The sequence below is a fragment of the Luteimonas sp. MC1895 genome (genome assembly GCF_016457215.1).
In the GTDB taxonomy this organism is placed as follows: domain Bacteria; phylum Pseudomonadota; class Gammaproteobacteria; order Xanthomonadales; family Xanthomonadaceae; genus Luteimonas.
Genome location: NZ_JAEMDY010000001.1, coordinates 543,372 through 554,973, shown reverse-complemented (window position 1 = coordinate 554,973; position 11,602 = coordinate 543,372). Strand labels below are relative to the sequence as shown.

General features: G+C 73.3%; 8 protein-coding genes and 1 pseudogene. 6 read left to right on the top strand and 3 right to left on the bottom strand.

The genetic code is table 11. From position 1 onward, the window contains the following. Positions 1 to 139: 139 nt before the first annotated feature. Positions 140 to 1,249 carry a tRNA epoxyqueuosine(34) reductase QueG gene (gene queG / locus JG616_RS02450; RefSeq protein WP_199391941.1) on the bottom strand — a complete coding sequence of 370 codons (1,110 nt, stop codon included), beginning with the start codon at positions 1,247 to 1,249 and terminating at the stop codon, positions 140 to 142. A gap of 22 nt (positions 1,250 to 1,271) precedes the next feature. Here queG and JG616_RS02445 point away from each other — a divergent pair, with 22 nt between their 5' ends. The 6 genes and pseudogenes from JG616_RS02445 to JG616_RS02420 all read left to right on the top strand — a co-directional run bounded on the left by JG616_RS02445 (position 1,272) and on the right by JG616_RS02420 (position 8,972). After that, positions 1,272 to 2,768 carry an NAD(P)H-hydrate dehydratase gene (locus JG616_RS02445; protein WP_199391567.1) on the top strand — a complete coding sequence of 499 codons (1,497 nt, stop codon included), beginning with the start codon at positions 1,272 to 1,274 and terminating at the stop codon, positions 2,766 to 2,768. A 14-nt stretch (positions 2,769 to 2,782) separates the two neighbouring features. After that, positions 2,783 to 3,175, top strand: a pseudogene (tsaE, locus tag JG616_RS02440) (tRNA (adenosine(37)-N6)-threonylcarbamoyltransferase complex ATPase subunit type 1 TsaE); the annotation flags it as partial. 162 nt (positions 3,176 to 3,337) lie between these two features. Next, on the top strand, positions 3,338 to 4,903 hold the full coding sequence (locus tag JG616_RS02435; RefSeq protein ID WP_199391566.1) for an N-acetylmuramoyl-L-alanine amidase: 1,566 nt from the start codon (positions 3,338 to 3,340) through the stop codon (positions 4,901 to 4,903). A gap of 72 nt (positions 4,904 to 4,975) precedes the next feature. Continuing rightward, on the top strand, positions 4,976 to 6,910 hold the full coding sequence (mutL, locus tag JG616_RS02430) for a DNA mismatch repair endonuclease MutL (protein ID WP_199391565.1): 1,935 nt from the start codon (positions 4,976 to 4,978) through the stop codon (positions 6,908 to 6,910). Beyond that, positions 6,910 to 7,896 (top strand): DUF1684 domain-containing protein, encoded by a 987-nt coding sequence (locus JG616_RS02425; protein WP_234446604.1) that lies wholly within the window; start codon positions 6,910 to 6,912, stop codon positions 7,894 to 7,896. The genes mutL and JG616_RS02425 overlap by 1 nt, the downstream gene beginning before the upstream one ends. A gap of 47 nt (positions 7,897 to 7,943) precedes the next feature. Further along, the gene (locus tag JG616_RS02420; RefSeq protein ID WP_199391564.1) at positions 7,944 to 8,972 is read left to right on the top strand and encodes a TraB/GumN family protein; all 1,029 of its coding nucleotides are present in this window, start codon (positions 7,944 to 7,946) and stop codon (positions 8,970 to 8,972) included. Here JG616_RS02420 and rnfB read toward each other — a convergent pair. Further along, positions 8,930 to 9,394, bottom strand: a complete 465-nt coding sequence (rnfB, locus tag JG616_RS02415) for an Rnf electron transport complex subunit RnfB (protein ID WP_199361511.1) — start codon at positions 9,392 to 9,394, stop codon at positions 8,930 to 8,932. The genes JG616_RS02420 and rnfB overlap by 43 nt on opposite strands. Positions 9,395 to 9,401: 7 nt before the next feature. Further along, complete coding sequence (gene metG, locus JG616_RS02410; RefSeq protein WP_199391563.1) at positions 9,402 to 11,489, bottom strand: methionine--tRNA ligase; 2,088 nt, start codon at positions 11,487 to 11,489, stop codon at positions 9,402 to 9,404. Between the last annotated feature and the right edge of the window lie 113 nt (positions 11,490 to 11,602).

Here is an 11,602-nt window from a genome sequence, read left to right as displayed (position 1 = left end):
CTGGCCGCAGCTTCTGCGCCATCGCGGCTGTAGCCGCTCCTACAGGTGGTCCCGGGCAGGTGGTCGCGATCGAGCGGTTCCGATCAGCTGGCCGCGATCGAGTGGTCGCGATCGAGTGATCCCGATCTGGTCGTCGCGATCAGCGGCCCCGGTGGCGCGACAGCGCCCACCCGACGTGTTCGCGGATCACCGGATCCGGATGGTCGCGGCGCGTCTCCAGCGCGGCGATGACATCGGGCGTGGTCGGCGCGTTGCCCAGCGCCACGGCGATGTTGCGCAGCCAGCGTGCGTGGCCGCTGCGGCGCAGCGCGGTGCCCTCGGTGCGGCGCAGGAACTCGTCTTCCTCCCAGGCGAACAGGTCGGCGAGGCTCGCGGTGTCGAGATCGTTGCGCGCGCGGAAGTCCGGCTCGTCGCTGCGCCGCGCGAACTTGTTCCAGGGGCAGGCCAGCTGGCAGTCGTCGCAGCCGAAGATGCGGTTGCCCATCAACGGCCGCAGCGCCTCGTCGATCGCGCCCTCGTGCTCGATGGTGAGGTAGCTGATGCAGCGGCGCGCATCCAGCACGTTCGGCCCGAGGATGGCCTGCGTGGGGCAGACCTCGATGCAGCGCCGGCAGCTGCCGCAATGCGCGGTCGCGGGCGGGTCGGGCGGCAGGGGGACGTCGAGGTAGATCTCGCCGAGGAAGAACCAGGAGCCACCGTCGCGGTCGATCAGGCAGGTGTGCTTGCCGATCCAGCCCAGCCCCGCGTTGCGCGCCAGCGCGCGTTCGAGCACCGGCGCCGAGTCGACGAAGACGCGGTGGCCGAATGGCCCGATTTCGCCGGCGATCCGCTCGGCCAGCTTCTGCAGGCGGTTGCGCATGAGCTTGTGGTAGTCGCGTCCGAGTGCATAGCGGGCGACGTAGGCGCGCTCGCCGTCGGCCAGCGTCTCCCAGGCTTCGACGTCGTCGCGCCGCCCGTAGTCGAGTCCCACCGAGAGCACGCTGATGGTGCCGGGCACGAGCTCCTGCGGCCGCGAGCGCTTGTCGCCGTGCCGCGCCATCCAGTCCATCGAACCGTGGAAGCCGCGCGCCAGCCACGCGCGCAGGTGTCCTTCGTCGTCGCCCAGGTCGATCCCGGTGATGCCGCAGCGCTGGAAGCCGGCCTCCCTCACCAGCTCGCGGATCCGCGCGGCCAGCGCGGCGGGGTCGGGAGTCACCGTGCGCAGCGCGCCCGGGGGCGCGACACCGGCATCGTCGGAGGGCGGGTACATGCCTGAAGTATAGAATCCGCGCATGTACGCCTCCCGCGCCGACGCCGCCACGCCGCTGTACGACATCGCCGGGGTCCGCCGGGTGGAGGCGCAGGCGATCGCGCTGCTGGATGGCGACGGCGACGAGCTGATGCTACGCGCCGGCGCGGCGGCCTGGCGCTGCCTGCTCGGGCACTGGCCGCAGGCGCGGCGCATCGTCGTGGCCTGCGGCCCCGGCAACAACGGCGGAGACGGCTATGTCCTCGCGCTGCATGCGCTGCAGGCCGGTCGCGACGTCACGGCCCTGCATCCCGCCGGCCATGCGCCGCGCAGCGCGCTGGCACGACGCGCCTGCGCGGCGTTCGTGGAGGCCGGCGGCATGGCGCTCGCCGCGCCGGACGCGCTGCCGGAAGCGGACCTGGTGGTCGATGCGCTGTTCGGCATCGGCTTCGACGGGCGCACGGATGCCGGCATCGACGCGCTGGTGGCCGCGATCGCAGGCTCCGGCACCGACGTGCTGGCGCTCGACGTCCCCACCGGTGTTTCAGCCGGCGGTGGCGGGGTGCCGGGCACCGCGCTGCGCGCGACGCGCACGCTGCAGTTCATCGCCAACCACGCCGGACTGTCGACCGGCCCCGCGCTCGACCATGTCGGGGCGCTGGACATGGCGGCGCTCGACCTCCCCGAGGGCAGCTTCGACGGCGTCACCCCGGCCGCCTGGCGCCTGCAAGCCGGGGCGCTGCAGGCCCTGTTGCCGGTACGCGAGCGCACTGCACACAAGGGCCGTGCCGGCCACGTGCTGGTGGCCGGTGGCAACCACGGCATGGGCGGCGCGGCGCTGCTGGCGGCCGAAGCGGCACTGCGCGCCGGCGCCGGCCTGGTCAGCGTCGCCACCCGCGCCGCCCACGTGGCGCCATTGCTGGCGCGGACCCCGGAAGCGATGGCGCATGCCATCGAGGAGCCGGAAGACCTGGTGCGGCTGTCGGCCAGCGCCGACGTCTGCGCCATCGGTCCCGGACTCGGGCGTGACGCGTGGGCCGTCGGCATGCTGCGCGCGGCGCTCAACGGCGCGCACGCCCTGGTCGTGGACGCCGACGCGCTCAACCTGCTGGCGGCCAGCCCGCGCAGCCTGCCAGCGGACACCGTGCTCACCCCGCATCCGGGCGAGGCCGCGCGCCTGCTCGGCAAGTCGGTCGCGGAGGTCCAGCACGACCGCCTCGCCGCCGCGCATGCGCTGTGTACCCGCTTCGGCTGCGTGGCGGTCCTGAAGGGCGCGGGCACCGTGGTTGCCGCGCCCGGCGAAATCGCGTGGATCATCGACGCCGGCAATCCCGGCATGGCCGTCGGCGGCATGGGCGACGCGCTGACCGGCGTGATCGCCGCGCTCCGTGCGCAGGGCCTGGCGGCGGCCGATGCGGCGGTGGCGGGCGCGCTGCAGCACGCGGTGGCCGGCGATCGGGCCGCCGGCGGTGGCGGCTCCCGCGGCCTGCTGCCCAGCGACCTGATCTCGGCGCTGCGCTACGTGGAGGCGACGCCGTGAGCACGACCCGCCATCTGTCCCTGGTCGATGCGGAGGCGACGGGCGCACTGGGCGCCGCGCTCGCGTCGACCCAGCCCGCCATGGCCGTCGTGCACCTGCACGGCGATCTCGGCGCCGGCAAGTCGACGCTCGCGCGGGCCTGGCTGCGCGCCCTCGGCGTGACCGGTCCGGTGCGCAGTCCCACCTACACCCTGGTCGAGCGCTATCCGCTGGCCGGCGGCGGGGAGGCGCTGCACCTCGACCTGTACCGCATCGGGGATGCGGGGGAACTCGAATTCCTGGGCCTGGACGACGCCGACGCCCGCCTGTGGCTCGTCGAATGGCCCGACCGCGGCCTGGGCGCGCTGCCGGCCCCCGACCTGCAGGTCGAGCTGGAGGTCAGCGGCACCGGTCGCGGCTGCCGACTGTCCTTCAACGGCGATGCGGGCGGCCGCTGGCTGGCCGCATTCGACGATGCCTGTCGTTTGCGGCGGCTTCCTGAACCGTAGCCAGAGGAATGGACGGCAGGTGACGGATTCCTAAAGGAAAACGTGTTGCAAAGATCGTCGCGGGGTGCTTCACTTCAGCCCATGCGCGTACGGGGAATCCACCTCCAGCAACTCCTGCTCGGTGCGGCCTTGTTGGCCGCCCTCGTCTGGAATCTGGCCAGGGCGTCTGAAATCAACGAGTTGCGGCTCAGCGCCGGGCCGACCGGCACGCGCGCGGAGCTGAAGCTCGATGCCGAAGCCGAGTACAGGCTGATTCCGCTCTCCGGCCCCGATCGCCTCGTGGTCGATTTCCCCGGCAGCCGACTGGCCCAGCGGGTTTCGCCTCCAGCCGGCGCCGGCGTGGTCACGTCGGTCCGCACCGGCCAGCCTGCGCCGGGCACCACGCGCATCGTCTTCGACCTCGCCATGCCGGTGGTCGCGCTCAAGCCGCGCTTCGAGTCGGGCGCCGATGGCGTCCGCCTGGTGCTGGAGTGGCCGGGAGACCATGGTCCGGCGGCGGCCGGCGCGACCGCCGCGCCCGCGGGCCGCGCCGCGGCGGCGGGTGCCGGTACTGCTCCCGCCGACCCGATCGCGCGCATCGCCGCCGCGAGCCAGTCCAGCGCCGCAGCCGTCGAGCCCGCCCCCACGCCGGAGGCCGCCGCGCGGGCGTCCGCCGATGCCACCTCGCGCCTGATTGCAAGCCTTCCCGCCGCAGGCGCCAGTGCGCCCGCGGCCACGTCCACGGCATCGCCGCAGCGGCCGCAGCCATCGGGCGACCCGTCGCCGCGGCAGGCGGTGCCGACCACCGTTGCCACCGGCGTCCCCGCGCCCGTCCAGCGCGAGCCCGCCGCGCAGCCCGCCCCGCCGCCGCGCAGCAGCGCCGCGCAGGTGGCGGCCGCCCGCAGCGCGCGGCCCCTGGTGATCGCCATCGACGCCGGCCATGGCGGCCAGGATCCCGGCGCCGTCGGCCCCACCGGCAAGCGCGAAAAGGACATCACCCTGGCGATCGCCCGCGAGCTGGCGCGCCAGGTCAACGCCACGCCCGGCCTCAAGGCGCACCTGGTCCGCGACGCCGACGTCTTCATCCCGCTCAACCGCCGCGCGCAGCTGGCGCGCGGAGCCGGCGCGGACATGTTCATCTCGATCCACGCCGACGCGGCCGAGAACCGCAACGCCAAGGGTTCCTCGGTCTACGTGCTGTCGCTCAAGGGCGCCTCGTCGCAGCGCGCGCGCTGGCTGGCCGACAAGGAGAACGCGGCCGACCTGATCGGTGGCGGCAAGGTCGCGACCTCGGACAGCACGCTGACCAACGTCCTGCTGGACCTGACCCAGAGCGGCCAGATGAAGGCCTCCGAGGATGCCGGCAACCACATCCTGGCGGGGCTCAAGCGCATCGGGAACAACCACAAGCCGCATATCGAGCGGGCGAACTTCGCCGTGCTGCGCACGTCGGACATGCCGGCGATGCTGGTCGAGACCGCGTTCCTGTCGAATCCGGAAGAAGAACGCCGGCTGATCGACCCGACCTTCCAGGCGAACGTCGCGCGCGCGGTGCTCGACGGCGTCAAGACCTACTTCACCAGCCAGCCGCCGCCGGGCACGCTGTTCGCGGTGGGCGCGGGGTCGGGCGGCGCATCGTCCACCGGTGCCAGCGGCGGCAGCCGCTGAGGGCACGCGCCTCGCTTATCATCGGGGTTGGCCCATACCGGCCCGGCGCACCCGCCGGGTGACCGCAGTTCCTTGAGCATCCGCCAGCTTCCCGACACCCTCGTCAACCAGATCGCCGCCGGCGAGGTCATCGAACGCCCTGCGTCGGTGGTCAAGGAACTGGTCGAGAACGCGCTCGACGCCGGCGCCCGCCGCGTCGACATCGACCTCGAGGAGGGCGGCGTGCGCCTGGTGCGCGTCCGCGACGACGGGCTCGGCATCCCGCCCGAGGAACTGCCGCTGGCGGTCTCGCGCCACGCCACCAGCAAGATCGCCTCGCTCGACGATCTCGAGGTGGTGGCCACGCTCGGCTTCCGCGGCGAGGCGCTGCCGTCGATCGCGTCGGTCAGCCGCTTCGCCCTCAGCTCGCGCCGCACCGGCGCCGGACATGGCGCGACCCTGCAGGTCGACGGCGGCCGCGTCGGCGAGGTCACGCCCAGCGCGCATCCGCAGGGCACGACGGTCGAGGTGCGCGACCTGTTCTACAACGTGCCGGCGCGGCGCAAGTTCCTGCGCGCCGAGCGCACCGAGCTCGGGCACATCGAGGAATGGCTGCGCTCGCTGGCGCTGGCGCGACCCGACGTCGAGCTGCGCGTCGCGCACAACGGCAAGCCGTCGCGCCGCTACCGCGGGGGCGGCGAGGAACGGCTGGATTTCGACGATGGCGCCACGCGCCTGGTGGAAACCCTGGGCGAGGCGTTCGCACAGTCGGCGCTGCGCGTGCAGCACGCCACCACGTCGCGTCCCGCCGACGACGGCCGCGAGGCCGCGCCAGCGCTGCGCCTGCACGGCTGGATCGCGCAGCCCACGTACTCGCGCGCCAGCGCCGACCAGCAGTATCTCTATGTCAACGGCCGCGCGGTGCGCGACCGCAGCGTCGCGCACTCGGTGAAGCAGGCCTATGCCGACGTGCTGTTCCACGGCCGCCAGCCGGCCTACGTGCTGTTCCTCGAGCTGGACCCGGCGCGGGTGGATGTCAACGTGCACCCGGCCAAGCACGAGGTGCGCTTCCGCGACGCGCGCATGGTCCACGACTTCGTCTACCGGGCGCTGCACGAAGCGCTGTCGGCGACGCGCGCCGGCAACGCGCCGCTGGTGGCCGCGGTCAGCACGCAGGCGCAGGTCGGCCGCGAACTTGCCGCGCGGGTCGCCGGCCAGCCGGGCCTAGCGCTGCGCGACGACGCCACGCGCGACGCGATGGCGATGCTCTATGGCGCAGGGATTTCCGGCCCCTACGGTCCGGCCGCAGCGGGCGCGGACGGGACGTCAAGCGCCGGAGTCGACGGGTTTGCCGGCGGCACGGCCGGGTACGCCGTGGCGGACGCCGCGTGGTCGCCGGCGATGCCGGGCGGGGCGACCCTGCCTGCGACGGGCGACGACGGGATCCCGCCGCTCGGCTTCGCCGTCGCCCAGCTGCACGGCATCTTCATCCTGGCCGAGGCCGCCGACGGCATGGTCGTGGTCGACATGCACGCCGCGCACGAGCGCATCGGCTACGAGCGGCTGAAGAACGCGCATGACGGCGCCGGCCTGCGCCTGCAGCCGCTGCTGGTGCCGCAGGCGGTGGCGGTCAGCGAGCGCGAGGCCGACATCGCCGAGCGCGAGGCGGCGACGCTGGCCGAACTCGGTTTCGAGGTCACCCGCACCGGACCGCAGTCGCTGCTGCTGCGCGGCGTGCCCGCGCTGCTCGCGCAGGGCGACACCGAAGCCCTGCTGCGCGACGTGCTCGCCGACCTGCGCGAGCACGGCGAAAGCCGGCGCGTGCGCGCGGCCCGCGACGAACTGCTTTCGACCATGGCCTGCCACGGCGCGGTGCGCGCCAACCGCCGCCTGACGATCGCCGAAATGAACGCCCTGCTGCGCGACATGGAGGCCACCGAGCGCTCCGGGCAGTGCAACCACGGCCGTCCGACCTGGACGCGCATCCCGCTTGCCGATATCGACCGCTGGTTCCTGAGGGGACGCTGATGACCCGATCCATCCCGCGCGCGGCCTGCGCCGCGGCCGGCCTGCTCATGGCCCTGGCCTCCCTTGCTTCCTGCGGCGGCGAGACGTCCGATACCGGCTCCGACGCCAACGCCAACGCCGACGCCGCCGCCGCCGGCGCAGCGCCGCAGGCCAGCGCCGCCTTCGCCGCCTCCGAAGCGGAGTGGCGGCAGGCCCGGCGGGCCGGGCTGCTGGCCGAGGATGGCTGGACCAGCCTGGTCGGCCTCCACTGGCTGGAGCTGCGCGCCCACTACGTCGGCAGCAGTGCGACCAGCGGAATCCGGTTGGCCCTGGGCCCGGAAAAGCTTGGCCTGGTGCAGCGCGAAGCTGGCCGGGTGTACTTCACGCCGGAGCGCGGCGTGGCGGTCAGCGCCGGGGAGCAGCCGGTGAAGGGCCGCATCGAACTGCACGACGACCGCGCCGACGAGCCGTCCGAGCTGCGCTTCGACGACGGGCGCGGGCGCCTGTCGCTGATCCGTCGCGGCGAGCGTCACGCCCTGCGGGTGAAGCACGCCGACGCGCCGGCGCGCACCGGCTTCGGCGCGATCGAACACTGGCCGATCGACGCCGGCTGGGTGCTGGAAGGCCGGTTCACGCCGCACCCCGCGGGCCGCACGATCGAAATCGCCAACATCGTCGGCGGCGTGGACGCGATGCCCAATCCCGGCGCGGTCGAGTTCACGCGCGACGGCCGCGACTACCGCCTGGAAGCGCTCGAAGGCAGCGAAGGCGGCCTGTTCCTGGTGCTCGCCGACCGCACCAGCGGCCAGGGCAGCTACGGCGCCGGTCGCTACCTGGATACCGCTGCGCCCGACGCCCAGGGCCGGGTGATGCTCAACTTCAACCGCGCCTACAACCCGCCCTGCGCGTTCACCGCCTTCGCCACCTGTCCGCTGCCACCGCCGGACAACCGCCTGGACCTGGCGGTGACCGCCGGCGAGCGCGCCTACGCCAAGCCCGCCACCTGATCCGCCCGGCGTGGCCAGCCGGCCCGTCGACCACTGAAAGGAAGCCCATGACCGACACCCGCACGCGCACCCCGTCTTCCGTCCTCGCCGCCGCGCTCGCCGCTTCGGTGGCGCTCTGCACCGCCGCCGCACTGGCCAGCCCGCAGGCCCCGGGCTCCCGGTCCGCAGCCGGCAGCGCCCCCGCGACGACGCCGGTGCTCCCCGCGGCCGCCACGGCGCCGCCGGTGCCGCTGCTGTGGAAGGTGTCCGACGCGGACAACTCGCTGTACCTGCTCGGGTCCTTCCACCTGCTGCTGCCTGGCGACTATCCGCTGTCGCGCGACGTCGACATGGCCTTCGCCGACGCGGAGAAGCTGGTGTTCGAGATGGCGCCCGAGGAAATGGCCTCGCCGCAGCTCGGCCTGCAGATGGCCCAGGCCGCGATGCGCACCGACGGCAGCACGCTGGACCAGCAGCTGGGCCCCGAGCTCGCCGCCAAGCTCGCCAGCTGGGGCCGGGACAACGCCGCGCAGCTGGCGGCCACCGGCATGACGGTCGAGGTGCTGCAGCGCTTCGAGCCCTGGTTCGTCGGCATGATGGTGACCATCAGCCAGATGATGGGCATCGGCTTCGACCCCGCGCTTGGCCTCGACGCGCACATGGGCGGGCTGGCGCACCAGGCGCAGAAGCCGGCGACCGGGCTGGAAACCGGGGCACAGCAGATCGCCTTCCTCGACGGCATGGACGACGGGGAGCAACTGCAGATGCTGGAGCAGGCCTTGGACCAGTCTGAAGCCGGCGCCGACCAGACCCTGGCGCTGCACGCCGCCTGGCGCGCCGGCGACGTCGAGGCGATCCTCGCCGGCACCGTGGCCGAGCTGCGCCGCGACTTCCCCGAGCTCTATCGCGCGATCAACGTCGAGCGCAACGATGCCTGGCTGCCGAAGCTGGAGGCGCGCCTGCACGAGGACGGCGAGGACGACACCCTGGTCGTCGTCGGCGCCATGCACCTGCTGGGCGACGACGGCGTGGTCGAGAAGCTGCGCGCGAAGGGCTACGCGGTCGAGCGCGTGTGCTCGGCCTGCGCCACGCCCTGAGGCGCGGCCGGCAGCATCACGATGCAGTCCACCGGGCAGGCTGGCACGCACAGCCTGCACCCGGTGCACAGCGGTTCCAGCACCACGTGCATGCGCTTGCTGGCGCCGATGATGGCGTCGACCGGGCAGGCCTGGATGCACTTGGTGCAGCCGATGCAGTCGGCTTCCACCACCAGCGCGACCTCGGGCGGGCGGTGCTCGCCCAGGGCGCGGTCATAGGGCAGGGGCGGCGCGCCGAGCAGGCGCGCCAGCGCGCGGGCGCCGGCATCGCCGCCGGGCGGACAGCGGTCGACCTGCGCCGCGCCGGCGGCCATCGCCTCGGCATAGGGACGGCAGCCCGCGTAGCCGCACTGGCCGCACTGGGTCTGCGGCAGCAGGCGGTCGAGGCGTTCGACCAGGGCGTCGATGTCGCGCGCGCCCATCCGGGGCTCAGCGCACCGGCATCCCGGGCGCGGCGCCGTCGTCGGCGCCCAGCAGGGCGAGCGCGCCGCCGTCGAAGCCCGCCGACAGGATCATCCCTTCGCTCAGGCCGAAGCGCATCTTGCGCGGCGCGAGGTTGGCGATGAACACGACGCTGCGCCCGACGAGCGCGGACGGATCGCCGTAGCTGGCGCGGATGCCGGAAAAGATCTGGCGTGTGCCGAGCTCGCCGGCGTCGAGTTCGAAGCGCAGCAGCTTGTCGGAGCCGTCCACGAATTCGCAGGCGAGCACCCGGCCGATGCGCAGGTCGAGCCTGGCGAAGTCGTCGATGCCGATGGTGGCGACGCCACCGGCAGCGGGAGCGGTGCCGGTCTTGCCCGCAGAAGCGGCCGGGGCCGCACTGGCCGGCGCCGGCGCTGGCGCCTGCGCCGGGGTCGTGGTGGGCTTCAGGTCATCCCTGCTGGCGTCGATCATGGCGGTGACCTGCCTCGGGTCGATGCGGGTGAACAGCGGCTGGTAGCTGGCGATGCGGTGCGCGAGCAGCGGCGCGTCGAGGTCTTCCCACTGCGCCAGCGGCGCGCCGAGGAAGGCTTCCACCTGCGTCGCCATCTCCGGCAGCACCGGCCGCAGCGCACCCGCCAGCACGCGGAACAGGTTGAGCCCCTGGGTGCAGACCGCCTGCAGCTCGGCCTCGGCGCCGTCCTGCTTCGCGATCACCCAGGGCTTGCGTTCGTCGATGTAGCGGTTGGCCTCGTCGGCCAGCGCCATCACCTGGCGCAGCACGCTGGCCGGCTCGTTGCGCTCGTAGGCCACGCGGACCGGTGCCAGGGCGGCGACGAAGCGTGCGTACATTTCGGGCTCCGGCAGCTCGGCCGCCAGCAGGCCGTCGAAGCGCTTGCCGACGAAGCCGGCGCAGCGGCTGGCGAGGTTGACGAACTTGCCGACGATGTCGGAGTTCACCCGCGCCACGAAGTCGGCGAGGTTGAGGTCGATGTCCTCGACGCCGCCGCCCGACTTGGCCGCGAAGTAGTAGCGCAGCGCCTCGGCGGGAAGCCCCGCTTCGAGCCAGGTCCGCGCCATCACGAAGGTGCCGCGCGACTTCGACATCTTGGCGCCGTCGACCGTCAGGTAGCCGTTGACGTGCAGGCGCGTCGGCACGCGATGGCCGCTGCCCTGCAGCACCGCCGGCCAGAACAGGCCGTGGAAGTTGACGATGTCCTTGCCGATGAAGTGGTGCATCTCGGCCGTGCTGCCCGGCGCGGTGAACGCGGCGTAGTCCAGGCCCTCGCGCTCGCACAGCGCCTGGAAACTCGCCAGGTAGCCGATCGGCGCGTCGATCCAGACGTAGAGGTACTTTCCGGGGTGGCCCGGGATCTCGAAGCCGAAGTAGGGCGCGTCGCGCGAGATGTCCCAGGCGCGCAGGCCGCCTTCGCCGTCGACCCACTCGAGCAGCTTGGCCTTGACCCCCGGCACGGCCACGTCGCCGGCCAGCCAGTCGCGCAGGAAGGCCTCGAAGTGCGCCAGCTCGAAGAAGAAGTGCTCGCTCTCGCGCAGCTCCGGCGTCGCACCGCTGACCACCGAATACGGCTGCAGCAGCTCGGTCGGGGAATAGGTGGCGCCGCAGTGTTCGCAGTTGTCGCCGTACTGGTCGGCGGTGCCGCAGCGCGGGCAGTTGCCCTTGACGTAGCGGTCGGGCAGGAACATGCCCTTGACCGGGTCGTAGAGCTGGGCCACCGAGCGCCGGCTGACGTGTCCGGCGGCCTCGAGGCGGCGGTAGATGTCCTCGGTCAGGGCCCGGTTGCGTGCGGAGTGGGTCGAGTCGTAGTTGTCGAAGGCGACGCCGAAGTCGGCGAAGTCGCGCTCGTGCCCGGCCTGGATGCCGGCGACGAAGGCCTCCGGCGTGGTCCCGGCCTTTTCCGCGGCCAGCATGATCGGCGTGCCGTGGGTGTCGTCGGCGCAGACGTAGTGCACGGTGCCGCCGGCCATCCGCCGCGCGCGCACCCAGATGTCGGCCTGCACGTAGCCGACCAGATGGCCGATGTGCAGGGGACCGTTGGCATAGGGCAGGGCGTTGGTGACGAGCGCGGGGCGGGGCATGGCAGGACTGCGTGCGGAAGGCCGGGGATTATCGCATGGGCCGGCAAGGCGCCCGGAGCGCGCCGGAAGCCGGGAAGGCCTGCCGCAAACAAAGAAGGCCCGGCTTTCGCCGG

Bases quoted from the DNA above. Each gene is read 5' to 3' on its own strand.
- queG (WP_199391941.1), bottom strand. From the start codon at position 1,249: ATGTACCCGCCCTCCGACGATGCCGGTGTCGCGCCCCCGGGCGCGCTG.
- JG616_RS02445 (WP_199391567.1), top strand. From the start codon at position 1,272: ATGTACGCCTCCCGCGCCGACGCCGCCACGCCGCTGTACGACATCGCC.
- JG616_RS02435 (WP_199391566.1), top strand. From the start codon at position 3,338: ATGCGCGTACGGGGAATCCACCTCCAGCAACTCCTGCTCGGTGCGGCC.
- JG616_RS02425 (WP_234446604.1), top strand. From the start codon at position 6,910: ATGACCCGATCCATCCCGCGCGCGGCCTGCGCCGCGGCCGGCCTGCTC.
- JG616_RS02420 (WP_199391564.1), top strand. From the start codon at position 7,944: ATGACCGACACCCGCACGCGCACCCCGTCTTCCGTCCTCGCCGCCGCG.
- rnfB (WP_199361511.1), bottom strand. From the start codon at position 9,394: ATGGGCGCGCGCGACATCGACGCCCTGGTCGAACGCCTCGACCGCCTG.
- metG (WP_199391563.1), bottom strand. From the start codon at position 11,489: ATGCCCCGCCCCGCGCTCGTCACCAACGCCCTGCCCTATGCCAACGGT.